General features: G+C 65.4%; 22 protein-coding genes. 8 read left to right on the forward strand and 14 right to left on the reverse strand.

Annotation, left to right across the window (positions count from 1 at the left end; translation table 11 throughout):
• Positions 1-162 precede the first annotated feature (162 nt).
• Positions 163-2,676, reverse strand: coding sequence for a maltokinase N-terminal cap-like domain-containing protein (locus SB749_RS02645; protein WP_410708887.1), 2,514 nt, complete (start codon positions 2,674-2,676; stop codon positions 163-165).
• 252 nt (positions 2,677-2,928) lie between these two features.
• Here SB749_RS02645 and ilvA point away from each other — a divergent pair, with 252 nt between their 5' ends.
• The 5 genes from ilvA (at position 2,929) to SB749_RS02670 (ending at position 7,324) form a co-directional block, all read left to right on the forward strand.
• Entirely contained in the window at positions 2,929-4,200 is a 1,272-nt protein-coding gene (gene ilvA, locus SB749_RS02650; protein WP_410709919.1) for a threonine ammonia-lyase IlvA, read from the forward strand.
• 105 nt (positions 4,201-4,305) lie between these two features.
• On the forward strand, positions 4,306-5,310 hold the full coding sequence (locus tag SB749_RS02655; RefSeq protein ID WP_410708888.1) for an NAD(P)H-quinone oxidoreductase: 1,005 nt from the start codon (positions 4,306-4,308) through the stop codon (positions 5,308-5,310).
• Positions 5,311-5,313: 3 nt separating this feature from the next.
• Positions 5,314-5,919, forward strand: a complete 606-nt coding sequence (locus tag SB749_RS02660; protein WP_410708889.1) for a proteasome activator — start codon at positions 5,314-5,316, stop codon at positions 5,917-5,919.
• Entirely contained in the window at positions 5,916-6,485 is a 570-nt protein-coding gene (locus tag SB749_RS02665; protein WP_410708890.1) for a hypothetical protein, read from the forward strand. The genes SB749_RS02660 and SB749_RS02665 overlap by 4 nt, the downstream gene beginning before the upstream one ends.
• Positions 6,482-7,324 carry an HAD family hydrolase gene (locus SB749_RS02670; protein WP_410708891.1) on the forward strand — a complete coding sequence of 281 codons (843 nt, stop codon included), beginning with the start codon at positions 6,482-6,484 and terminating at the stop codon, positions 7,322-7,324. The genes SB749_RS02665 and SB749_RS02670 overlap by 4 nt, the downstream gene beginning before the upstream one ends.
• Before the next feature lie 69 nt (positions 7,325-7,393).
• Here the strand turns inward: SB749_RS02670 and SB749_RS02675 are convergent, their stop codons facing one another.
• Both SB749_RS02675 and serS read right to left on the reverse strand, forming a co-directional pair.
• Entirely contained in the window at positions 7,394-8,254 is an 861-nt protein-coding gene (locus SB749_RS02675) for an HAD family hydrolase (RefSeq protein WP_410708893.1), read from the reverse strand.
• 111 nt (positions 8,255-8,365) lie between these two features.
• Positions 8,366-9,646: a serine--tRNA ligase gene (serS, locus tag SB749_RS02680; protein ID WP_410708895.1), complete on the reverse strand. Its 1,281-nt coding sequence runs from the start codon at positions 9,644-9,646 to the stop codon at positions 8,366-8,368.
• 81 nt (positions 9,647-9,727) lie between these two features.
• On the opposite strand from serS, the gene SB749_RS02685 reads away from it, so the two are divergent.
• The 3 genes from SB749_RS02685 (at position 9,728) to SB749_RS02695 (ending at position 14,528) form a co-directional block, all read left to right on the forward strand.
• Complete coding sequence (locus tag SB749_RS02685; protein ID WP_410708896.1) at positions 9,728-10,843, forward strand: diacylglycerol/lipid kinase family protein; 1,116 nt, start codon at positions 9,728-9,730, stop codon at positions 10,841-10,843.
• A gap of 222 nt (positions 10,844-11,065) precedes the next feature.
• The gene (locus SB749_RS02690) at positions 11,066-12,946 is read left to right on the forward strand and encodes a hypothetical protein (protein ID WP_410708898.1); all 1,881 of its coding nucleotides are present in this window, start codon (positions 11,066-11,068) and stop codon (positions 12,944-12,946) included.
• Between the two features lie 241 nt (positions 12,947-13,187).
• Positions 13,188-14,528: an LPXTG cell wall anchor domain-containing protein gene (locus SB749_RS02695; protein WP_410708899.1), complete on the forward strand. Its 1,341-nt coding sequence runs from the start codon at positions 13,188-13,190 to the stop codon at positions 14,526-14,528.
• A gap of 114 nt (positions 14,529-14,642) precedes the next feature.
• Here the strand turns inward: SB749_RS02695 and SB749_RS02700 are convergent, their stop codons facing one another.
• From SB749_RS02700 to SB749_RS02750, 11 genes are all read right to left on the reverse strand, one after another.
• Positions 14,643-15,518 (reverse strand): DUF1206 domain-containing protein, encoded by an 876-nt coding sequence (locus tag SB749_RS02700; RefSeq protein ID WP_410708900.1) that lies wholly within the window; start codon positions 15,516-15,518, stop codon positions 14,643-14,645.
• A 209-nt stretch (positions 15,519-15,727) separates the two neighbouring features.
• On the reverse strand, positions 15,728-16,801 hold the full coding sequence (locus SB749_RS02705) for a HoxN/HupN/NixA family nickel/cobalt transporter (protein WP_410708901.1): 1,074 nt from the start codon (positions 16,799-16,801) through the stop codon (positions 15,728-15,730).
• Between the two features lie 23 nt (positions 16,802-16,824).
• Positions 16,825-17,565, reverse strand: a complete 741-nt coding sequence (locus SB749_RS02710; RefSeq protein ID WP_410708902.1) for an urease accessory protein UreD — start codon at positions 17,563-17,565, stop codon at positions 16,825-16,827.
• Complete coding sequence (gene ureG / locus SB749_RS02715) at positions 17,562-18,314, reverse strand: urease accessory protein UreG (RefSeq protein WP_410708903.1); 753 nt, start codon at positions 18,312-18,314, stop codon at positions 17,562-17,564. Before ureG ends, SB749_RS02710 begins: the two co-directional genes overlap by 4 nt.
• Positions 18,307-19,023 (reverse strand): urease accessory protein UreF, encoded by a 717-nt coding sequence (locus SB749_RS02720; protein WP_410708904.1) that lies wholly within the window; start codon positions 19,021-19,023, stop codon positions 18,307-18,309. Before SB749_RS02720 ends, ureG begins: the two co-directional genes overlap by 8 nt.
• Positions 19,023-20,726 (reverse strand): urease subunit alpha, encoded by a 1,704-nt coding sequence (locus SB749_RS02725; protein ID WP_410708905.1) that lies wholly within the window; start codon positions 20,724-20,726, stop codon positions 19,023-19,025. The genes SB749_RS02720 and SB749_RS02725 overlap by 1 nt, the downstream gene beginning before the upstream one ends.
• Positions 20,726-21,064, reverse strand: coding sequence for an urease subunit beta (gene ureB / locus SB749_RS02730; RefSeq protein ID WP_410708906.1), 339 nt, complete (start codon positions 21,062-21,064; stop codon positions 20,726-20,728). Before ureB ends, SB749_RS02725 begins: the two co-directional genes overlap by 1 nt.
• Positions 21,065-21,076: 12 nt before the next feature.
• Positions 21,077-21,379 (reverse strand): urease subunit gamma, encoded by a 303-nt coding sequence (locus SB749_RS02735; protein WP_410708907.1) that lies wholly within the window; start codon positions 21,377-21,379, stop codon positions 21,077-21,079.
• Positions 21,380-21,397: 18 nt separating this feature from the next.
• Positions 21,398-23,086, reverse strand: coding sequence for a purine-cytosine permease family protein (locus tag SB749_RS02740; protein ID WP_410708908.1), 1,689 nt, complete (start codon positions 23,084-23,086; stop codon positions 21,398-21,400).
• A gap of 214 nt (positions 23,087-23,300) precedes the next feature.
• Complete coding sequence (locus tag SB749_RS02745; protein ID WP_410708909.1) at positions 23,301-23,738, reverse strand: heat shock protein transcriptional repressor HspR; 438 nt, start codon at positions 23,736-23,738, stop codon at positions 23,301-23,303.
• A gap of 14 nt (positions 23,739-23,752) precedes the next feature.
• On the reverse strand, positions 23,753-24,766 hold the full coding sequence (locus SB749_RS02750) for a DnaJ C-terminal domain-containing protein (protein WP_410708910.1): 1,014 nt from the start codon (positions 24,764-24,766) through the stop codon (positions 23,753-23,755).
• Positions 24,767-24,804 lie beyond the last annotated feature (38 nt).

A 24,804-nucleotide genomic window follows, 5' to 3' on the forward strand; every position in this document is an offset into this window, starting at 1 on the left:
ATGGAGCGAACCCTGCCTGCTCGACGCGAGGTCGAGCCACCATAGTTTCTCACAACCGCAACAGCATCTGCCAATTGGCGGATGAGCGCACGAATGTCACCGGCTCAGTCCGCGACCTTCATCGAGGCAACCGGCACCGAGGCGACGAGTCCGCGGAGGCGGTCAGTCCTTCTTGCGCTTCTTCATCCGGTTCCGCTTGCGCTCGGTTCCCAGGAGGTCATCGAACACGGAGCCGCCGGCAGGCTTCGAATCGTCCCGGGACTTGTCCGATGATTCTTCGGACCGCGCCGCGGCATCGTCGCGGGTTTTGTCTTGCCGGTCGGAGACCTGCTCGCCGAATGTTCCGCGGTCACTGCCGGAGTTCTGCGAACGTTCGCTCCACGTGTGGCCGAGCTTCGGTGCATCCTTCGGCTTGGCCGGCTGCGATTCGTGTTCAGTGCTGTCGGAGTCCTCCGAGGTGGCGCCGCGCGCCGCAAAGGAGGCCGGGACTCGTCGGACCGGAGCTTCCGGTTCTTCCTCGTCGACGAATTCTTCGTCTTCAGCAGGAGCCGGAGCTGGAGCCACTTCGGGTGCATCGTCTTGGGGCGGGACCACGGTGGAGTCCTCGACGTCGTCGATGTCAGGATCCGCGACTGCGTCAACGGTGTTCTCCGCGGTATCGGCGACCTCGACCTCGTCCGCTGCGGGCTCACCGGCTTCGGTCTCGTTGGTCCCGGAACCATCGGCTGCGGGCTCACCAGCTTCAGACTTGTTAGTTGCCAAATCTTCGGATCCTGAGTCATCGGAGTCCGAGTTCGCGATCGCGGCCGCGACGGCGCCGGAGGTTCCACGGGGCGCCGCAGAGACCGATTCCGAATCGGCGGCCGTCGCCTCGCCAGCGGGTGGAGCCACGGCGAACGCATCGCTCGACGCGACTTCCGCATCCGCATCCGAGTCCTCGGCACCAGCAGCACCGGCTGCGTCGCCGGATGCAGGTGAGTCCTCGGCCGCATCGGACCCCGCTTCGGCGGATTCAGCCCAGCTGGGGCGGGTCTCAGCAGCCTCCTCGGCGCGTGCGGGCTTGCCCTTGAGCACGAGGGTGAGCGTGGCCAGCGGCACGGACAGCCAGTTCGGGCGGTTGCGCAGCTCGGTGACGACCTCGACGAGAAGCCGGTCGACAAGCGCCGCACGCAGCACGGGATCGCTCAGCCCGATGCTGTCGCCGCGCGCCCGCGAATAGCCGGACAACAGCGAGTTCTGCACCTGCGAGGCCCACAGGTATTCGGGCGAATCGAAGATCGCGCGCAGCGCTCCCGGATCATTGCCGAAGCCGCTGACGACCAGCGAGCCGTCCTCGGAGTCGAGCGCATCGGTGCGCTGCAGACGAGCGAAACCGGCGGCGTAGTCGATGCTGCGCAGCAGAGCCACGAGGTCGAAGGCAGCGGGCTTGGGGTCCGAATCCGTCGAATCCGTGAACTTCACGACCGAATAGCCGTCGGTCGACGAGCTGACCACATGATCGAGTGTCAGCTCGCCGTGGATCTTCTGCAGGGTGCCGATGGTCTCGAGTCCCTGCAGCCGGGCGCGGTGGCCGCGCAGCTCCGGCACCAGCGAATCCAGGGCCAGAGGAGCCCGGCCCAACGCCCAGTCGATGCGCTCCACCCACTTCTGCACAAGCTGCTTCGTCGGTTCGCCGGCGCCTTCGACGACGCCGAACTCAGCGGCCATGTCCGTATGGAGTTCGCCGATGCGCCGACCCATCTCCGCGGCGTGGGCGTTGTAGGCCCCGATCGAACCGGAGTCGACGGCGCACACCGTGTTCACGGCCTCCCGCCATGCAGGTTCGGCGTCGACATCGACGTGGGAGAGCAGCGCCATCGGCGCCTCCATCTCCTGGACCTCGAACATGTCGTACCAGCGACCCGAGCCCCAGCCGATGACCTCGGGCACACTGCGCGACCCCGCCTCGGTGAGCAGGACGGGAATCGTCAGCGATGACGGCATTCCGTTCTCGAGGACGCGGAAGAACGAAAGCTCCAGCGGCTCGTATTCGTCGTGGATGATGACGGTCGACTTGTGCTGCCCGGAGTCCGAGACCTCGATCGGGCGGATCTCGACGGGCATGACGTCCTCCGCCCCCACCGTGAGGTCACCGATCGATGGCTTCGGTGGGACCGCCTCGGCGGCGGTGTTCGTCGATCCATTCGCCGAGGCGGCCGCGCCGTTCGCGGTCACCGGGAACGGCATCGGCGCACGGTCCCGGGCCTCGGTCTTCTCCTGGCTGTGGCGCAGGGACTCGGTGGACAGCTGCCCGCCGTCGAAGACCTTGCGCTTCGTGATCGCGTCGGCCATGAGGTTGACGAAGACGGGATCGGCGGCGCCGTCGTAGACGTAGACGGTGCCGAGCGCGAGGTCGTCGACGCGGCCGATGAGGGCGTGGCGCAGGTGCATGTCCTCGGCGCCGCGCAGGGTCAGGGGGATGTTGAGGCGACGCAGGGTGGGGCCGTCGCCGACGGAGATGACGGTCACGAGGCCGGCGAAGCCGCCGAGCTCCTCGGCGGTGTAAGTGAACGCGCGGGCCACCGACATGGGGGTGATGTCGGGGTCGGTCCCGAAATCTGCTGCGTGCTTGGGGAACCACGGCTGTCGGGGTATCCAGCTGGCTAACAGTTGTTCGAGCTCACTGCTGATGGCCATGACGTCTCCTAGAAGGGATTACGGGCATCCTCCATCCAATCATGATATGGGGTATTCGCGGTCCAGGGCGCACCCGAAACCCCGAAGTCGGGAGCCAAATCACGGGGTGGGTGCGGATGCGAGGCGCGGACGGGACCGGTACGCGGCGGACTTGTGACGGGGCCCAAGCCGCCTCGCGGCTGTCCTCATGTCGATACGAGTTGCCAAATGGCAAGACAAAGGGCGCACAATAGTCAGGTGGTTGAAACAGATATGGCACCCCAGAAGCTCACACTCGCCGGCGAGGTCGAGGCGGCTGCGCTGCGAATTTCCGATTCCGTCATCCTGTCGCCACTTCAGATCTGCGAGCGGCTGACGGCCGCAACCGGTTCCACGGTCTACCTCAAGCGTGAGGACCTGCAGATGGTGCGGTCCTACAAGATCCGCGGCGCCTTCAACTTCATGCTCCAGCTCGATGCCGACGAACGCGCCCGCGGTGTCGTCTGCGCCTCGGCGGGCAACCATGCCCAGGGCTTCGCTCGCGCCTGCAGGGAACTGGGCATCCAGGGCACGATCTTCGTGCCGAAGACGACGCCGAAGCAGAAGATCGAACGCGTCCGCCACTTCGGCGAAGAGCAGGTGACGATCGAGATCGCCGGCTCAACCTACGATGATGCCTCGGCGCTGGCGCACCGGTTCGCCGAACGCAATGAGGCACTCCTGGTCTCGGCCTTCGACGATATGCGCACGATCGCCGGTCAGGGCACCGTGGCTGCGGAGATCCACGCTCAGCTGGACACCGACCCGGATTACATCATCGTGCCCGTCGGCGGCGGCGGAGTGCTCGCGGGAATCGCCGCCTATGCGGCCGAACGGATGCCGCACACGAAGGTCATCGGCGCCGAACCCGCCGGAGCCGCCTCGATGATCGCAGCACTCAAAGCCGGCCACCCCGTGACCTTGGAGAACATCGACCGCTTCGCCGACGGCACCGCCGTGCGCCGGGCCGGCAACATCACCTACGACGTCATCGCCGAACACGGACTCGACATCCGTCCCGTCGCCGAGGGCGCGGTGGCCACTGAGATGCTCGATATGTACCAGGTGGACGGCATCATCGCCGAACCCTCCGGCGCCCTGGCCTCGGCCGGGATCGGCGGCCCGGACTCGGACAAGCCGATCACGATCGAACCCGGTTCGACCGTGGTGTGCCTGGTCTCCGGCGGCAACAACGACATCTCCCGCTACCCGGAGATCCTCGAACGCTCACTCGTCCACGAGGGCCTCAAGCACTACTTCATCGTCGACTTCCCGCAGGAACCCGGTGCCCTGCGCCGGTTCCTCAACGAGGTGCTCGGGCCCGAGGACGACATCGCGATGTTCGAGTACGTCAAACGCTCCGACCGGGAGACCGGACCTGCGTTCGTCGGCATCCAGCTCGGCTACGCCGAAGACCTGCCGAACCTGCTCGAGCGGATGGAGGCCTCGTCGATCGAGGTCGAGCGCGTCCACCAGAACTCGCCGATGTTCCGCCTCTTCGCCTGAGGTTGGGTTGCGCATCTTGGCGGCTCGCCGCTGCTGAGTGGCGGATGATCGCCTGGGGAGCGGATGCCCCTGCCCACTCGCGCACCCAGCTACTAGAGTGGACGCATGCGCGCTATCACGATCTCCTCCCCCGGTGAGCCCGAGGTCCTGCAGGTCACCGACGAACCCACACCAGACATCGCCGCCGATGAAGTCCTCGTCCGCGTCCATGCCGCCGGCGTCAACCGGGCCGACCTGCTGCAGCGCCGCGGATTCTACGATCCCCCACCCGGGGCCACCCTGATTCCCGGGCTCGAGGTCTCCGGCACGATCGAAAAGCTCGGCGCCGACGTCACCGGCTGGTCGGTCGGCGACCGGGTGGCGGCCCTGCTCTCCGGCGGCGGCTATGCCGAGTACGTGCCCGTTCCCGCAGGTCAGCTGCTTCCTGTCCCGGAAGGCTTCGACCTCACCGAGGCGGCCGCCTTGCCCGAGGTGCTATCGACCGTCTGGTCGAACATCGTCGGCCGCGGGCAGGTGCAGGCCGGTGAGTGGCTGCTCGTCCACGGCGGCGGCTCCGGCATCGGCACGGCCGCGATCCAGATTGCGCGCCACCTCGGCGTGAAGATCGTTGTGACCGTCGGCACCGATAAAAAAGCCGAATTCTGCCGCGAACTCGGTGCCGATGCCGTCATCAACTACCGCGAAGAGGACTTCGTCGAACGCGTCCGCGAGATCTGCACCCACGACGACGGATCGACCGGCGCCGATGTCATCCTCGACATCATCGGCGCGAAGTACCTCGAGCGCAATATCAAGGCGCTGGGCACCGACGGCCGCCTCGTCATCATCGGCATGCAGGGCGGAACGAAGACCGAGATCAACCTCGGCTGGCTCATGCAGCCGCGCAAGTCAGTCTCCGCCACGACCCTGCGGGCGCGGCCGAAAGACCAGAAGATCGCCATCGTCGCCGAGGTGGCCGACCGTCTCTGGCCAGCCGTGGTCTCGGGCGACATCCGCCCCATCATCCACGAAACCATGCCGTTGACCGACGTCGTCCGTGCTCATCAGACGCTGGAGGACGGGGCCAACATCGGAAAGGTTCTGCTCATCGTCGATGAGGAAGGTGCATGAACGATGACTGAGAATCCCGAGTCCGCGGACGGAAACCAGAACCACGCAACCGAGACGAACGCCGCGGACGCAGCGAACACAGACGGTGCGGAGACTTCCGACGGTGCGGCGAACGCCAACGGAGTGCAGGCAGGCCTCGCCAAGGCACAGCAGGATCAGGCGGATGTCTCTTCACCGGCGAAGGTGATGCGCATCGGCACCATGGTCAAGCAGCTGCTCGAGGAGGTCCGCGGGACCGAACTCGATGAGAAGGGACGCGAACGCCTCGCCGAGATCCACCGCCGCTCTATCGACGAACTCGAAGATGGGCTGTCGAAGGACCTCATCGAGGAGCTCGAGCGCCTCAACCTGCCCTTCGACTCGGCCGACGGTCCCCCGACGACATCGGAGCTGCGGATCGCACAGGCCCAGCTCGTCGGCTGGCTGGAGGGTCTCTTCCACGGCATCCAGACCGCGATCATGGCTCAGCAGGCCATGGCCCAGCAGATGGCTGGTCGCGGGCAGCTGCCTCCTGGAATGGTTCCGCCTGGGATGACACCAGCTGACGGACAGCCCGGCGAGAAGACGGAGTCGGACCGCGACGAACGCGGAACCGGAAACTATCTGTGAAGCGCTTCTTCTCCGGCCTGCGCAAGAAGGCGACGACCGCGGTCAAGGACGATGACCGGTTCGGCACCGGACTATGGCGCCACAACCGCGACCGCTTCATCCGCGCCGTCGACCGGTATTACACCACCGCGGTGGCCCTCCACGAGGCACGCGACTCCGCTGACAGCGCCACCTCAGGAGCCGCCTCGGCGGGATCATCCGACGGCGGGGCCACGGCCGCCTCGGCGAAGGATCCGATCGACGTCATCGTCGACGGCACCCACCGGCTCAACGCACTCGTCGACGTCGTCGACGGCCTGACCGCGGCCCTCCACGCCCGCCACCCTGTCACCGGTCAGGTGGTGCCGGGGCCCGTTCGGCAGGCCGTCGGCGACGCACCGGAGCTGCTGACGAAGGCCTCGTCGAAGGTCGGCGAGGCGGTGCTCGCGGCGTCGATGGCACGGTCGGACGGGCCATCGGGACGGTCGATCGATTCGAGTGCGGAGGCCACGGTTCGGTTCATCACGGATGCCGAGGAGCTGCTGGGGCGGGCGCGGGAGATTCTCGCTAGGGTGGAGGCATCATGAGACCTCCCATCAGCCCCGATATCCTGCCGCCGGATGACTTCGACCTCGGCCTCGTCGCCAGCGATATCGACGGCACTCTGCTGCTGAACTGGAAGCCGATCTCGACGGCCACGATCGATGCGGTCCACCGCTGTCAGGACGCGGGAATCCCCTTCGTCCTCGTCACCGGACGGCCCATGCGGTGGTTGGCGCCGATCGCCGAGCAGATCCCCGACCTCGGTCGGGTCGTCTGCCTCAACGGCGCGGTCGTCTACGACATCGCCTCCCAGTCCATCGTCGATGCGCACACCATCGACTCACAGACGCTGGCGGAGATCACCGCGGCGGTCCGCGTCGATCATCCCGAGGCTCGGTTCGCCTACGAGACTCTCAACGACGGTTTCATCGACCGGGAGTTCGTCACCGGTCGACCGCGTGAGGCCCGGATCATCGACGATGTCTCCGAACTCGCCGGCGAGGACGTCGTCAAGGTGCTCGTGCGCCTGGAGACGAGCGATTCGCAGGCGATGCACGACCTCATCGATCCGCTCGTCGACGGCACCTGTCATGCGTCGTTCTCCGAACCGGACAACGGGCTCGTCGAACTGGCACCGCATGGGATCACGAAGGCCAAGACGCTGTCGGATCTGTGCGACCACCTCGGAGTGGCGCGGGCGCAGGTGATGGCGTTCGGGGATATGCCCAATGACATCGAGATGCTGTCGTGGGCCGGGCACGGGGTCGCGATGGGCAATGCGCTGGGGTCGGTCAAGGCGATCGCCGCAGCCGTCACCGACGAGGTCGACGATGATGGTGTCGCCCGCTACCTCGACGCCGTCTTGGACACCCGCCCCAACTAACCCCAATTACTACGTGACGGCGGCCCAGCTACCTCGCGCGAGGTTGCTGGGCCGCCGTCGGGTAGCAATTCAGGGGCGGGTGTTGGTGGTGCCCTCCGCTTCGAGCAGCGCTGAGTCGAGGCTGAAGTAGTCGACCAGTGCCACCGCCAGTCCGTCGTCGTCGACCGAGTCGGTGACCACGCTCGCGAGTACCTTGAGTTCGTCCTTCGACTGACCCATGACGATTCCGTGTTCGACCCATTCGATCATCTCGAGGTCGTTGAGTCCGTCTCCGGCTCCCACGGTGTGGGCGTGCGCGACTCCGAGTTCCTCGGCCGCGATCTCCAGACCGCTGGCCTTCGAGACCCCGTCCGGGGCGATGTCGAGCCAGTTGCTCCAGCCCACCGAATAGCTGACCTCATGCAGTCCGAGCGAGTCCACGGCGGCGGCGAACTCCTCGGCGGTGCCGTTGACCTCGCGCATGACGATGCGGGTGGCCCGCTTGGTCAGCAGTTCATCGAAGTCGACGATGTCGAGGGTGTCGGACTCGGCGAGTTCGCCGACCGGGAACGCCCCGGACGCCCATCGGTGCAGGTCCGGATCCTCGACGAGGAACAGCGCCGTCGGCAGCGCCGCGTGCATCTGCTCGAGCGCATCTTTCGGGTCGAAGGACACGACATGGTGCAGCTCCCACCCCAACGGCAGCTCCGGGTCGAGGCGGACGACGACGGATCCGTTCGAGCACACGATGAAGCCGTGCTTGAGGTCGAGCGCATGGACGACCTCGAGCGCGCCCGGCAGGGCACGGCCGGTGGAGATCACAAGGTGGTGCCCCTCCTCGGCGAGCCGATCGAGCACCTGCTTCACCGACTCCGACAGGGTTCCGTCGTAGCCGACGATCGTGCCGTCGACATCGAGTGCGATGAGGTGCGGGGTCAATGTGTCTCCCAACGTATGCGTATATCTTCTTGTCGTCGTTCTTCCCGGCGCCGAGGCGACCGAACCCAACCGAGTCCCGCCGAGTTCCGCAGCACGGTCAGTTCCCCGCCACCCGGCACAGCCTCAGTAGCGCGGTCCTTCCGGTCCCTGTGCGGTCATCCCACCGAGGTAGGGCCGCAGTGCTTCGGGCACCGTGACCGAGCCGTCCGCCTGCTGATGGTTCTCGAGGATCGGCACCAGCCAGCGGGTGTTGGCCATGGTTCCGTTGAGGGTGGCGACGGGGCGGGTCGATCCGTCGCGGCGTTCGCGGATCTGCAGGCGACGGGCCTGGAACGTCGTGCAGTTCGACGTCGAGGTCAGCTCGCGGTAGGTGCCCTGAGTCGGCACCCAGGCTTCGCAGTCGAACTTGCGGGCGGCCGAATCACCGAGGTCGCCGGCAGCGGTATCGATGACCCGGTAGGGCAGCTCGCACAGTCCGAGCATCTTCTCCTGCAGCGACAGCATCCGCTCGTGTTCTGCTTCGGCGTCCTCGACCGGGACGTAGGCGAACATCTCGACCTTCTGGAACTGGTGGACGCGGATGATTCCGCGGGTGTCCTTGCCGTAGGAGCCGGCCTCGCGTCGGTAGCAGGAGGAGATGCCGGCGTAGCGCAGCGGGCCGTCGGAGAGGTCGATGATCTCGTCCATGTGGTATCCGGCCAGGGGCACCTCGGAGGTGCCGACGAGGAACAGGTCGTCGGCTTCGAGACGGTACACCTCATCGGCGTGCTCACCGAGGAACCCGGTGCCGCGCATGACCTCGGGACGAACGAGGGTCGGGGTGATGGTCGGGCTGAACCCGGCCTCCTCGGCGACGTCGCGGGCGAGGTTGAGCAGAGCCATCTCCAGCTTCGCGCCGAAACCGGTGAGGTAGTGGAAGCGCGAACCGGAGACCTTCGTGCCGCGGGTGGTGTCGATGGCCTTGAGTTTCTCACCGATCTCGAGGTGATCGAGCGGTTCGAAGCCGTCCGGGGTGAAGTCGCGGGGCTCGCCCACGGTCTTGAGCGTCACGAAGTTCTCTTCGCCGCCGGCAGGGATGCCGTCGATGATGAGGTTCGGGACCTTCGATACGAGCTGGTCGAAGGCGAAGGTGGCTTCTTCGGACTCCGCCGACAGCGACTTCACGGCCTCGGACTTCGCCTTGCCTTCGGCGATGAGTGCGGGCTTGTCCTCCTTCGGCGCCTTCGCGATCTGGGAGGAGAACGACTTCTGATCCGCACGTGCGTCTTCGAAGGCGGTGATGGCCGCACGACGAGCGGAGTCGGCGGCGATGACCTCGTCGATGAGCTCGACGGATGCCCCGCGAGCCTCCTGCGATGCCTTGAACAGGGCCGGGTTGTCTCTGAGAAGCGCTAGATCGATCACCCTCTCAGCTTAACGGGCCGGGCCTGTTTTCGATATTCGACCCTCAGCTCGCATTCGAGTTCTGCCCTGTAGATTTGGGACATGATCATCGAGTTGGATCCCCTGATGACCTGGGTCATCGTCATCGGCGCTCTCGCGGTGCTCGTGGCCGCGTTCCTCATCGGCCGCCGCACCGGCGTTCGTCGCGCACTCAACACGATGCGACGCTCCGCCCACCCGGCGAACCTCTCCGACGAGGTGGTCGATGACGCCGCCCGGTACCGTGCCGCGCTCATCGTCAACCCGACGAAGACCGATGTCCACAACCTGGCCTCCACCGCCGAGGCGATCTGCCGTTTCGAGGGATGGAGCCGTCCGCTCGTCCTCGAGACCACCGTCGACGATCCGGGCGCGGGAGCTGCCGTCCGCGCCCTCGACGAGGGCGTCGACGTCGTCATCGCCGCCGGCGGTGACGGAACCATCCGCGCTGTCGCCTCGGCGCTGGCGGGAACGTCGACCCCGATGGGGATCGTGCCGCTGGGAACGGGGAACCTGCTCGCCCGCAACATCGACCTCGTCCTCGACAAGACGGAATGGGCGCTGCGGATCGCACTGTGGGGGCGCAACCGCGAGATCGACGTGGGGAAGGCGAAGACCGACCCGGACGGCGACACCCACGTCTTCACCGTGATGACCGGACTCGGCTTCGACGCCGCGGTCATGGCCGACACCAGCGACGATCTCAAGGCCCGCCTCGGATGGCTCGCCTATGTCGAAGCGGGATCACGGAAGCTCACCGGCAAACCCAGTCATGTCAAGGTCACGTTCGACGACGAATATCGGATCTCGGCGCGGGTGCGTTCGGTCCTCGGCGGCAATTGCGGGAAGCTGCAGGGCGGCATCCAGCTGCTGCCGCAGGCGGTCATCGACGACGGCATGCTCGACGTGCTCATCGTCAGCCCGAAGAACCTCGGTCAGTGGCTCGGCGTGCTTGCATCGATCGCCGGCCGTCGGGCCTCGCGCGGGCTGCACACGAACATCCGGAAGTGCCGCAAGGTCGTCATCGAAGCCGGTGACGAGGTCGATATCCAGATCGACGGAGACCCGCTGGGTCAGTCGTCCTATCTCGAGATGGAGGTCGACCCCTCGGCCCTGACCGTCCGTGTGCCCACCGTCGAACAGCGCAAGCAGATCCGCGCCGAGGCGTGGCCGGTCTAGCTCAGAACCGCTGAATTCGCGCGGCCGACGCGTCCTTTCGCCGAGGCGGTCGCGACAGTCATTCTTTTACCGACGAGTAGGTCACGAAACGGTTAAAGGAATTCACCTAAGTGTTACCGCATCTAAATCTGAACAAAACGTACAGAAATAGTTTGGAAAACCCTTAGAACCTAGGATGAGTGCCGTATCACACCCCTCGCCACAGAGATTGAAGGCACTCCAATGAAGAAGATCATCCTCGCGCCGGCAGTCGCGCTCGCGTTCACCGGGCTTGTCGCGAGCCCGGTCGCCGCCGCGGAATCGACGTCCGCCCAGTCGGCCTCCACGCAGACTGCCGAGCAGAAGAAGGCCGACGCCGAAAAGGCCGAAGCCAAGAAGAAGGAAGAGGCCAAGAAGGCCGCTGCTGAGAAGGCTGAAGCCGAGAAGAAGGCAGCGGCAGAGAAGGCAGCAGCCGAAAAGAAGGCCAAGGAAAAGGCCGAGGCTGCCAAGAAGGCCGCCGAGGACAAAGCGGATAAGAAGGACGAGGCAAAGAAGCCTCCGAAGAAGGTCGATCCGAAGCCCGCTCCTGCCCCCAAGGACGAGGACAAGGACTCCAAGGACGACGACAAGTCTGAGGAAAAGGCCAACCCGATCAATGCCTCGGTGCAGGTGACCTCGGGTGAAGTCACCGCCGAGGAGCTCCACGAGGACGGTGTGACCGTCAAGGTCATCGGCCTCGAGAAGGGCGACAAGGTCGCTGCTAAGTCCGGACTGACCGGCCCGGCCGTCACCGCTCAGGGTTCGACCGCGACCCTGAAGCTGCGTTCCTCCTCGGAGGTCACGCAGGAATCAGTCGCTTTCGCCCTCCAGGTGCAGCGGACCGGCACCACTGCCAAGACTGTCGCAGGAGCCGCCGAGGTCGACGTACAAGCAGTCGACCCCACGGTCTCGCTCAACACCGACGAGATCTCGGAAAGCGATTTCGACGAGAACGGAATCAAGGTCACCGGCGAGGGCTTCACCCCCGGCGGCACGGTCAACGTCGTCGGCGGCAACGAAACATCGCCGTTCGCGACCCAGGAAGTCGAAGCCAATTCGGACGGAGAGATCTCCGCAACCCTGAAGTTCGAGGGCGACGATGCGCTTCCAGCCGGCGACTACACCGTCTGGGGCGTCGACCAGGAGTCCAAGACCAACTCCCCGGCCCAGGACTTCACCATCACTGAAGACGATGCTGTCGATGCGATCGACGCCTCGCTCAAGGTAGATCCCAAGGAGATCACCGCCGAGGATCTCGCCAACAAGGACAAGGGCGTCAAGGTCACTGTCACCGGCGTGAAGAAGGGTGACAAGATCACCGATTCCCTCACCGGTGAGACTGAGACAGCAGAGGCCGACGGCGATTACGAGCTCCACCTCTGGTACGAGGGCGACCCCGCGAACCTCGATGTCGGCAAGGTCCCGTTCACCGTCACCATCGACCGTGAAGGCACCGAGTCGGAAACCCTCAACGGAGACATCAACGTTGTCGCCGAAGACGGTGAGGACGACGGAAACGACGACGCAGACAACGGCAACGATGGCAGTGACGACGGCAATGACGACGGCGAAACCGAAGCTCCCGCCGAGGCGGCCTTCACGGTTTCCCCGAAGACGATCGAAGCCGCGGACTTCGCCAATGACAAGAAGGGCGTCACCCTCGCCGTCGAGAACTGCGAACCCGGCGCGGATGTCCACTTCGAAGTCAACCCGAAGGGCATCAACGTCACCGCATACGAGAACACCGTCACGGCTGACGACGAAGGCAATGCCTCCGTCAACGTCTTCGGCACCTCATCGGATGTCTCGGCCTACGTCGGCGCTTACACCGCGACAGCAACCTGCGGCGAGGACACCATGAAGGACTCCTTCACGGTCACCGAAGGCGCAAACGGCGGCGGATCGGGCGGCGGCGACAACGGCAATGCCGGAAACGGCGGCGGAGACGACGGCAGCCAGCTGCCTCGCACCGGTGCCGACCTCGGCGGACTGACGACGGGAGCCCTGCTCCTCCTCGTCGGTGGTGCCGCGATCGCACTGACCGGCCGCAAGAACAAGTTCGGACAGACTCCGACGAGCTTCTGATCTGAGCCAGGCAGACAGCCTGCATCGAGAAGGAGGGGCGGCCCAGCACACGCTGGGCCGCCCCTCCTTCTGTTCTTCAGCCGGTGACGAATCGACGATTCAGGGTGAATAGAGAATGAACTCTGCGACAGGGGTGAAGCCAGTGCTGAACAAAATGACCACAACTATGTGTGTGGTGAATGTTGCATTACTGTTACATTCGTAATACTTCACACCCAGCTGTAATTTTCTAAGGAAATACATGAAGAAGCTCGCCCTCGCCCCCGCGGTGGCCATCGCCATCACCGGCCTGGCCGCATCCCCAGTCATCGCTGCTCCGGAAGCTCCGGCCTCGACAACTCAGCAGCCCGCCGCGACTCCCGCTCAGCTCCAGAAGGGCGCTGCACAGGGAGTTAAGGCGCAGGCCGGTGAAATCGGAGTGTCTGCTGACGGCGTCACCGTTGACGAGTTCGCAGAGAACGGCGTCGGCATCGGCGGTGCTGGACTCGAAGCAGACACCGAATACAAGCTGACCGTTGAGCCAGCGAGCGGGCAGAACGTCAATGTTTACGAAACCTCTGTCACAACTGATGCAGAGGGCGCTTTCGATCACGCCGTCGCAGGCGTCGGCGAAGCAAACCCAGCATTCGTCGGTGACTACAAGGTCACAGTTACAAACGATTCTGACGAGAACGCCCCGTACAGCACGAGCTTCAAGGTCACTGAGGGCGAGGCAGACGAGCCCGAGGCTCCCGAGGTCGATCCGAAGGTCTCACTCAACACCGACGAGATCTCGGAAAGCGACTTCGCCAAGAACGGCATCAAGGTCACCGGCGAGGGCTTCACCCCCGGCGGCACGGTCAATGTCGTCGGCGGCAACGAGACGTCGCCCTTCGCAACCAAGGAAGTCGAAGCCGACGAAGAAGGAAAGATCTCCGCCACCCTGAAGTTCGAGGGCGACGAAGCACTTCCGGCCGGCGACTACGCCGTCTGGGGCGTCGACCAGGAGTCCAAGACCAACTCCCCCGCCCAGGACTTCACCGTCACCGAAGACGAGACCGAAGAGCCCACCACTCCTGCCGAAGAGGCCAAGCTGACCGTCTCCCCCGAGTCGATCACTCCGGCTGACTTCGTCAAGGAAGACAAGGGCGTCACCCTCGCCGTCGAGAACTGCGAGCCCGGTGAAGACGTCCGCTTCCTCGTCACCCCCAAGGGCGAGTCGAGCGTCACCGCCTTCGACAAGACCGTCCAGGCTGACGACGAAGGCAAGGCCAACGTCAACGTCTACGGCACCAGCGCCTCCAACGCCTCGGCCTACGTCGGCGATTACGACGTCACCGTTACCTGTGGCGATGACGAGCTGACCGGTGACTTCTCTGTCGAGGAAGATGCGAACGCCGGTGGCGGCGACGGCGATGAAGACGGCAACGGCGGAAACGACGATGGCGACAACGGAGATGCCGGCAACGGCGGCGACCTGCCTCGCACCGGTACCGAGCTGACCGGCCTCGTCGGCGGCGCCGGCCTCCTCCTCATCGGTGGAGTCGCAGTCGCCCTGACCATGCGCCGCAAGAAGGTCGCCCAGGATCCCGCAGAGATCTGAGAGCGACTCAAGTGAGATCGTGCCAACTCGATTGAGCTGGGCCTAAGACGAAGGGCGCGAACCCAACCGGGTTCGCGCCCTTCTTCGTCTATCTGCAGCGAAGCAGAAGACGGCTCATTCCATGCGGTCGTACCTCGAGCGCAGGGCGAGGAAGACTCCGTAAAGGACCAGGCCGAGGCCCACGGCCAACAGCAGATACGGCCCGAACGGCTGATCTCGCATACCTTTGAGCGCTCCGTCGATGCCGGTGAATTCCTCCGGATCACCGGTCGCAGCGGACACCACGATGAGGATGCCCACCGACAGCAGCGTAACGCCCTTGCCCAGGTAGCCGACGACACCGGTGAATCCGATGAGGAAGCGGGTGATCGCGCTGCGCGGTCGACGCAGCTCCTCTTTCCACTTCCGTCGCAGACCATTGATACAGAACACGATTCCGATGATCGCAATCACGACGCCGACAGCCATGAGGATGTACAGTCCGCCCGGCGCCTTCGCCACACTTGTTGAGGCTTGAGAGCTCGACTGCCCCGAGTCGGCTCCCCCGCCGAAGACGAATTGGGAGAAGGTCGCGGCAACCACCACATAGGCGATGGCGGAACCGACCATGGTGAAGAAGTCGATCCACTGCTTCCGCCCCTGCTTCTTCTGCGGGTCCGTTGTCCCGGCATCACGCAGCGAAGCTGAGCCGAAGAACGCATTGACCAGACACCACAGCGCCATCAGTGCACAGCCGAGGAAGCAGACGACGATCAGCACCATGCCGAAGGGCTGCGACGCGATCTGCCCGACCGCTCCGGCCTGATCGGCTTCTCCGCCGCCCTGCCCCAATCCGATCGTCATCGCAGTTGCGCCGAGGATCGCGTGGACCAATCCGTTGGCGATGAACCCCGCACGGGCCACCCGCTCGAACCAGCGGCTGTCCGCGGCCTCCTGAGCCGCCGAATCGGCGCTGTCGGCGACCTGTCGAACCTTCTCTTTCTCGTTCACAGAGTCAGTGTCGCACACCTACTGCACTGTTCTGCATTATTCTGCGAACACTGGTGAGAGCCAGGCGACCGAGCCCATCACACGCTGGCCATCTTCCCTGTCTTCCGCCTGTCTCCGTGTCCAGGGCACATACCACTTCCTCGCTCACCTCGGTCGCTCACTTCGGTCGCTCAGCTCGAGCGATGCCTCATTTCTCTGATCCCAGTCGTTCAGCCGATATCGGGCGAAACCCCGGACCGGACGCGGCGAAGCCTGCGAATAGTGATCACAGCGGCCACGGCGATGAGCACGAACAGGACAGTCGCCACGATTCCCAGATAGCTGGTATCGACCTCGGGCAGGACGAAGATATTCGTCTCTGCCCCCACCTCGACGACTCCCGCGAGAACCACCAACCCTGCGATGACCACGGACAGACCGGTGATGACGATGTTGTAGCCGCGGAAACGGCCCCGTCCACGCGACGCCCAACCGTAGAGATTCGACATGAACAGGCTGTCCGCCGTATCGCAGGCGGCCATCCCCACGGCGAACAGCAACGGCAGCGAAAGAGCCAAGGCCGCCGATGACCCGGCGGCCGTCGTCCCTGCCGCGATCATCAGTCCGATCGTCGCAGCAGTGTCGAAGCCGAGGCCGAAGAGGACTCCGATGGGGAACATGCGCCGAGGACGATCCACGGTGTCGAGGACTCGAGCGAAGGCCGATGTCACAGGCCCCTTCGGACCCGAGCTGGAATCATCGTCTTTCCGCCGCAGCACTCCGACGAGCGAGACCAGATTGACGATTCCGAAGACTGCCACGACGAAGGTCGCGAACGACAGGCCCCAGAGTCCGAGACCGAAACGCGCGGCCGAATCCTCGGCCAGAACGAGGTCGAGTGCCACACCTGCCCCTAAGGCGACGAACACACCGGTGACGACCACAACCGACGAGTGTCCCAGGGAGAACCAGAAGCCGACGGTGCCGGCAGGAGTGCCCTTCGCGGTCAGGCACCTGGTGACACTGTCGATTGCGGCGATGTGATCGGCGTCGAACGCGTGCCGCGCGCCCAGCAGCACTGCGGTCAGAGCCAGCCCCCACGCTGCGGAGGGCGCGGTCTCGGACAGAGAGATGACGATCAGCATCAGAGCAATGACCGTGATTCCGACCAGCGCTAGGGCGGTTCGCACCATCGTCCGACGGGTTCCGTGCTGTCCCCACCTCCGATCTGCGCCGAGGCTGTCGCCCTCAGCCCGCACAGACGCCGATGCTCGGGTATCCCTCGTTCCTGGTGTCAGTGTCATTCCTGGTGTCCGTATCGATTCGTTCATCTCTGCCGTCTCCGTTCTGCTCTGGTCTTCCACCGATGCCACCGGGCATCGACGTGCGCCGCGTGGGTCGCGGAGCCGATCGCTCTCACCACTGCCCCGGGCCTGGCGAGGACCAGGACGTGGCCTTCGCCGTCATCCCTGCTGTTATCCCTGCCGTCCTCCTCGGGGTCGAGTCCGATGAGCATCGCTGTGTCGAGGACCCGCGACGGTCCGAGCACACCCGGCTGCGGATCGCTGCCGTCGAGAGCGAGCTCTTCGACGAAGAACGCCGTACCGTCGAGGTCGCGGATGTCTGTGCGACTGACGATCCGGCCGCCGGCTTCTCCGCTTCGCCCCAGGACGAGGGTCTCGCGTAGGCAGACGACGGCATCCGGTGCTCGCCGTACGGTGGTCCGCCGGTCGACCTCGGCGCGGTCGGTGACGACGAACGGAAACGATTCCCACACGAGCGCGCCGCCGTCACCGACGTGCATGTCGACGTTCCATTCCGAGCGGCGTCCTGTCGAGGGGTAGGCGACCGTCCCTCCGATGTCCTCGATCCGCAGCGTGCACCCGGCTCCGACATCCACACGGATCGCGACCGCATCCCCGCCGAGGAGGGTCGCCGCGCCGGCGACGAGCGCGACGTGTGCAAACCCCGGCTTTCGACTCACCAACCGCGGTTGGAGGAGTCCGGCGGTGAACCGGACTTTCGGCGGTGCGCCCGGTGACACCTCGGTGACGGAAATGCTCGTCATACCCTTTCGGGTTCGTGATCGTGCGGTGCATCGGCATCATCGTGACTGTGCACGGATCCTCCGTCCTCGTCGGCGTGGAAGTGCGGAGCCATCGGTCCCGGATCCTGCGGTTCGTGGGAGCCGGAGCGATGCGAGTCAAGGAGCCTGAGCAGCCAATCACGCAGCCGCCTGATGGAGGCCTCGTCGGTGCGGGAGAGGGCGAGCACCGGCCCGCCCTCACGGGCCTCAGTGGCATCTGCGACCATCGTTTCGACATCGACACCGACATGTTCGGCGAGGTCGGTCTTGTTGACCACCAGCAGGTCGGCGCGTGCGATGCCGGGCCCTCCCTTTCGGGCGACGTCTCCGCCGCCGGCGACGTCGAGGACGAAGACCTGCGCGTCGACAAGCGCCGGAGAGAAGGTCGCGGTGAGATTGTCACCGCCCGATTCGACGAGGACGAGGTCGAGCGGGAAGAAGTCGGCTTCCAATCGTTCGACGGCCTGCAGGTTCGCCGTCACATCGTCGCGGATGGCGGTGTGGGGACAGGCGCCGGTTTCGACGGCCCGGATCCGGTCGGGGTCGAGCACCCCCGCGGAGCGCAGCAGCCTGGCGTCCTCATCGGTATAGATGTCGTTGGTGATGACTCCGATGCGAATCTCATCGGCCAGGGCACGGCAGATGAGAGCGATCAGCGAACTCTTTCCGGTTCCGACGGGACCGGCGACTCCCAGTCGCAGGGCCCTTTCGGCAGCAGGGAATTCAGGCACGGAACAGCCTCCTCGGCAACACGGACTGGGCCTCTGCCCAGTCCTCGATCAGTGGGGCACCCGCGGCGGGAAGCGCCTCGGGAAGGGTCAGTCGGGAAAGTTCGGACACGCAGGCCTCCAATGTCGCGCAGGCATCGAGCACCCAGCCGGTGACGCGGATCGGATCCGTGGGTTCGAGTTTGAGTACGGCGGCGGCGACGGTCTGCGCGTCATCGTAGGCGACGAGGCGGACGAGGTCATCGGGCCCGATACCCGCGCACGCGGCGATGACACCAAGCACGATGGGACGGGGCAGCGGTCGCGACCGGAGCACCTCGGCGGTCTGCGGCCAAATCGTCTGACCGATGCGAGCCAAGCCGGCGCCGAGCGCCACCGCGATCTCCCGCAGCGCCGGGCTCGGGGTTCGAGCGGTCCACTCGATGTTCAGAGCGCCGAGGCGGTCGATGACGGTATCGGCCCTCGACGCCGGATCCGTTGCCACCAGATGCCGGGCGATCACGGCCGCTCCCGCTTCGACGCGCACAACGGTGGCCATTCGGGAGCACATGTAGGCGGCGATATCGTCTGGCGGCAGTCCCCGACGCAGTCCGGCCTCGACTCCGTTCGAGGACACGTGGGCACCTGCCGGCAGCCGTGAGTCGGCGAGCATCATCGCCAGAGTCGCCGAAGCGTTGGCGCGGGCGGGAATGTCGGTCGAAGTCTCGCGCATCAGAACATCTGGTAGAGACGGCCGAGCGGAAGGGTCTGCGCCGGCTGAGCGGTCACGGTCTCCCCGTCGATGGCGATGGCGAAAGTGTCAGGGTCGATGTCAATAGCCGGGCGCGCATCGTTGGCGCGCATGTCCTTTTTGCCGACGTCGCGAGTCGGTGCGAGAGGCAGGAGTTCCCGACTCAGCCCGAGTTCGTCCCGGAGGCCGTTCTCGACGGCGGCGGGAGCGGCGAACGACACCGCCAGACTCGCACCGTCGGAGGCGCCGAAGGTCGGCCGCATGAGGACTGGCTGCGGCGTCGGAATGGACGCGTTCGGGTCCCCGAGTCCGGCCCAGACGATCGACCCGCCCTTGATGACGAGGTCGGGGCGGACGCCGAAGAAGCGCGGATCCCAGAGCACGAGGTCGGCCATCTTTCCGACCTCGATCGAACCGATGTGTGCGTCCACGCCATGCGCGATAGCGGGATTGATCGTGTACTTGGCGACATAGCGGCGGGCGCGTTCGTTGTCCGCAGGCAGAGTCTCGCCGAGGCTGCCCACCCGATTCTTCATCACGTGGGCGACCTGCCAGGTGCGGGTGATGACTTCGCCGATGCGGCCCATCGCCTGAGCGTCCGAGGACGTGATCGACAGGGCTCCCATATCGTGGAGCAGGTCCTCGGCCGCGATCGTCGTCGCCCGGATGCGGGATTCGGCGAACGCGAGGTCTTCGGGCACGGCCGGGTTGAGATGGTGGCAGACCACGAGCATGTCGAGGTGCTCGGCGACCGTATTCACGGTGTGAGGCAGGGTCGGGTTCGTCGATCCCGGGAGGATGTTCTCGAGTGCCGCGATCGATAGGATGTCGGGAGCGTGCCCACCGCCGGCGCCTTCGACGTGAAAGGCGTGAATGCTGCGGCCCCCGATCGCCGCGATCGTCGATTCGACGAAGCCCGCCTCGTTAAGGGAATCGGAATGCAGAGCCACCTGCAGTCCGTGGTCATCGGCGGCCTGAAGTGCGGCGTCGATCGCGGCAGGTGTCGCGCCCCAGTCTTCGTGGACCTTGTATCCAGCTGCTCCGCCGAGTGCCTGTTCGGCCAGTCCGGCCGCGGAGACCGTGTTGCCCTTGCCGAGCAGGAGGATGTTCATCGGGATGTCGTCGAGGGCACGAAGCATTGCTCCGAGGTGCCAGGCTCCCGGCGTCACGGTCGTTGCTTTGCTGCCTTCGGACGGACCGGTGCCGCCGCCGGCGATCGTCGTGATCCCGGTGGCGAGCGCTTCGTGGAGTTGGGAGGGTGAGAGCAGGTGGACGTGTGAGTCGAACGCTCCCGCGGTGAGGATCCGTCCCTCGCCCGAGATGATGTCGGTGGACGGTCCGATCCGCAGTCCGGGATGCACGCCGTCGGCGATGTCCGGGTTCCCCGACCGGCCGAGCGCGACGATCCGCCCGGCTCGGATGCCGACATCGGCTCGGATGACGCCCCACCAGTCGAGCACGACGACGTTGGTGATTACCGTATCGGGTGCCCCTTCCGCGGTGGTCGTCGTTCCCTGATTCATCGATTCGCGGATCGATTTGCCGCCTCCGAAGACCGACTCCTCACCGCCGAAGGTGCGGTCTTCTTCGACCTCGATCCATAGGTCAGTGTCACCCAGCCGCAACTGGTCACCGAGGCTGGGGCCGTAGAGCGCGGCATATCGCTCGGTTGACAGCCGGGCCATCAGCGATCACCCGCCTCGGAGCCGCGGAGGCTGATGCCGGCCACATGCCGGAGCCCGCCGAGGGCGACGATCGGCACGGTTCGCGAGGCTCCCGGCTCGAAGCGCAGCGACGTCCCTGCGGGGATGTCGAGGCGGAATCCCGCCGCGCGGTCGCGGTCGAAGGCGAGCGCCGGATTCGTGTCGGGCAGATGAACGTGGGAGCCGATCTGGATCGGTCGGTCTCCTGTGTTCTCCATCGTCAGCGTCGTCGTATCGTCCGGGTTCGAACGCACATTGAGTTCGCGCTCTCCCGGTCGGACCCGCACGGCTCCCGGCCCGCGGTCGCGTGTTCCTGCCACTTGTTCGGTCCTTCAGTCGATGGGGTTGTGGATGGTCACGAGCTTGCGCCCGTCGGGAAAGGTCGCCTCGACCTGGACGTCGGTGAGCATGTCAGCGACGTCATCGAGCACGTCCTCGCGGGTGAGGACGTCACGACCGGTGGTCATGAGCTCCTCGACGCTTGCCCCTTCCCTGGCGCGTTCGATGGCCCAGGTGCTCAGCAGCGCAACAGTCTCCGGGTAATTGAGAGCGATGCCCCGTTCATGGCGGTCCCTGGCGACCATTCCCGCCACGGACAGGAGGAGCTTCTCGGTGTCGGCCGGTGTGAAATGCATGGTCTCTGTGTGGTTCCTTCAGTCCTCCGCGCGTTCACGCGGGTGATCGGCGGGCAGGATGTGCTCGCCGAGGCGGTCGGTCGAGAGTGCGAGTGAGCTGAGGTAGAGACGCTCCCCGTTCTCTCCCGTCTTCGCCGAAGCGATCATGTCGGGACGTTCGAACTCCATCTCGGTCACATGGCAGCGCAGGGTCTCGCCCGAGGGGTTGCCGTGCTCGTCGAACATCGGCAGGTCGATACCGTCGTCCGTCCGACGCAGGTAGTACCTGCCGCGGGTGATGATCGCCATGAGCGGGGTCGCGACGATCGCGATGCCGACGGCGAACAGGGGTGAGAACGGTTGGACCGTCGCCCCGAACGCCCCGAAGTAGATGGCGATGGAGATACCGCCGGCGAGCACCAGTGAGACGATTCCGACCGGGTTCCAGTCGTAGAGCATGCCGCGCCGGAACTCGGGGATCTTCGGGGAGAGCTTCAGCAGATACTTGTTGATGGCGATGTCCGCGGCGACGACGCAGATCCACGACATCGCGAGGTTCGCGTAGAAGCTGAGGATCGCGTTGAGGAAGTCGAACATATTCAACTCCATCAGCGCCAGCGCGATGAGCAGGTTGACGATGAGGAAGGTGATCCGCCCGGGATAGCGCTTCGTGATCCGGGTGTAGGAGTTCGTCCATGCCAGCGACCCCGAGTAGGCGTTGGTGACATTGATCTTCACCTGGGAGATGACGACGAGCACCACGGCGAGGAAGAGAGCCAGCCATTGCGGCATCATCTGCTGATAGGTGGCGAGGAACTGCTGGACGGGTTCGTTCGCGAAGCTCACGGCGCCGGGAACGTTGGCGATGAGGTAGACCGCGAGGAACATGCCGATGATCTGCTTCGTGGCCCCGAAGATCACCCAACCGGGCCCCGCGAGGATGACGGCGGCCCACCAGCACCGCCGGTTCTCGGGGGTGCGCGGCGGCATGAAACGCAGGTAGTCGATCTGTTCGGCGATCTGGGCGATGAGCGAGAGGCAGACTCCGGCGGCGAGCATGACCGAGGCGAAGTTCGCCCCTTCGCCCTCCTCGCCGGTGTAGGCGAAGAAGTCGGCGACCGATTCCGGCTGCCAGGCGATGAGGTAGCCGACGGGGATGACCATGAGCAGCAGCCACAGCGGGGTCGTGGAGACCTGCAGCTTGGCGAGGACCTTCATGCCGTAGATGACCAGCGGGAAGATGAGCACGGTGGACACGAGGTAGCCGATCGGCCGGGGAATGCCGAGGCCGAGGTAGAGTCCCTGAGCCATGATCGAACCTTCGAGGGCAAAGAAGATGAAGGTGAAGGTCGCGAAGATGACGTTGGTGATGACGGACCCGTAGTAGCCGAAGCCCGACCCGCGGGTGATGAGATCGAGGTCGAGGTTGTAGCGGGCGGCGTAGAACGCCAGCGGCCATCCGGTGAGGAAGATGATGAGGGCCGCGACGAGGATGCCGAGGATGCCGTTCGCCGTGCCGTGGGCGATGCCGATGTTTGCACCGATCGAGAAGTCGGCGAGGTAGGCGATGCCGCCCAGCGCACTCGTCGCGACGACCCCCGGCGCCCATTTCCGGTACGACCTGGGGGCGAAGCGGAGCGTGTAGTCCTCGAGGCTCTCAGAGGCGGCGAGCTTTGCTTCGTTCCGCGGCTCGGGAGGTGCTGTGGTCCTGCTCGGAGACAGTGTCATTGCGCGTTCCTGACGTGTGCGTCGGCCATGTCAACGACAATCATCGCAGTCGATTGTTTCCGCACATGTCGGTTCTGTTTCGGGCAGATGTCGGCAGGGGACATTGTGGGCACCGGATCGGTGCCCAATGATCATTCAGCGCAGATAGAGAAGGGCGCGAACCCCACGCGGGTTCGTGCCCTTCTCTATCATCGCCGTCCCAGCAGGAACCGGGTCAGCGCCGCCGGTACCGGTTGTAGAGGACCAGAGCGCCGGGTTCGGGCCGCCCTTGCGGACGGCGGCCGCGAGCGATCGACACGACATCGCCGGCGGTGCCGGCGGCGAAGACACGCGCATCGCGTTCCTGCGCCGACCTTCGTGCCCGAACTTCGTCCTCGAGCTCCTCATTGCGGCTCTTGAGCGCGTCGACCTGATTCTGCAGGTCGATGATCTTCTTGATCCCGACGAGGTTGACTCCCTCGACCTGCGACAGCTGCTGGATCAGTCGCAACTTGGCGATGTCCTTCCCGGAATAACGCCGACCCCGGCCCGCAGTGCGTTCCGGAGAGACGAGACCCAGTCGGTCATACTGCCGCAGCGTCTGCGGGTGCATGCCCGCCAGATCCGCGGCCACCGAGATGACATACACCGCCGCACTCGATGAAATGTGCATTGTGATTCACCACCTCAGCTGGCCTTGGCTTTGTCCAGCAAGCCGGCGCGTGGATCCTCACCTTCGGTGGCGGCCTTGAAGGACTCGACCGCTTGTTTGGCTTCCTTGGACAGATTCTTCGGCACCACGATCTGGACTGTCGCCAGCAGATCGCCGGAGCCCTTCTTCGTCTTCACACCTTTGCCCCGGACGCGCAGGGTCCGTCCCGAGGGTGTCCCCGGTGCAACCTTGACCTTGACGGGCATTCCGCCCAGGGTCGGCACCTTGACCTCGGCGCCGAGGGCCGCCTCGTCGAAGCTGATCGGCAGATCCATCCGCAGGTTGTCACCATCGCGGGTGAAGACCGGGTGCGGACTCACGTGCACGGTGAGGATGACGTCACCGGGCTCGCCGCCGTTGGGGCTGGTCTTGCCCTTGCCGGCCAGGCGGATCTTCTGCCCGTCCTTGACCCCGATCGGTGTCCGCACGGTCAGCGGCTTCCCGCCGGGCATGTTCAGCTTCACCGAGGCACCGTTGATCGCTTCGGTGAACGACAGCGTCGTACTCGACTTGATGTCGCCGCCCTTGACCGGAGGCTGGTAGCCGCCGTAACCGCCACCGCCGAAACCTCCGCCGAATCCGCCGAGCAGATCCGCCAGGTCCGGGGGAACGTCTCCCCCACCGCCGTAGGTCGTGCGGGTCCGGGTGCGTCCGCCGCCTCCGAAAAGGTCGGAGAACACGTCGTCGAATCCGCCGCCGGCAGCCCCGCCGGGCCCACCGGAACCGGCGCTGAACCTGGCGCCGCCGCCCATGGCGCGGACCTGATCGTACTGGGCCCGGGATTCCCTGTCGGAGAGCACCTGGTGGGCCTGGCCGATCTCCTTGAACTTCTCCTCGGCCTTCTCATCACCGGGGTTGGCGTCCGGGTGATACTTGCGCGCGAGCTTGCGATAAGCCTTCTTGATCTCGGCGTCGGAAGCATCCTTGGAGACGCCGAGGGTTTTGTAGAAGTCCTTGTCGAACCAATCATTCTGAGGTCCGGTATTCACCTGGCACCTCCTTTCCTTCCAATCAATCCTGTCATCAG

Origin of the sequence: Brevibacterium sp. SIMBA_078, assembly GCF_046534565.1 — a bacterium.
GTDB lineage: Bacteria > Actinomycetota > Actinomycetes > Actinomycetales > Brevibacteriaceae > Brevibacterium.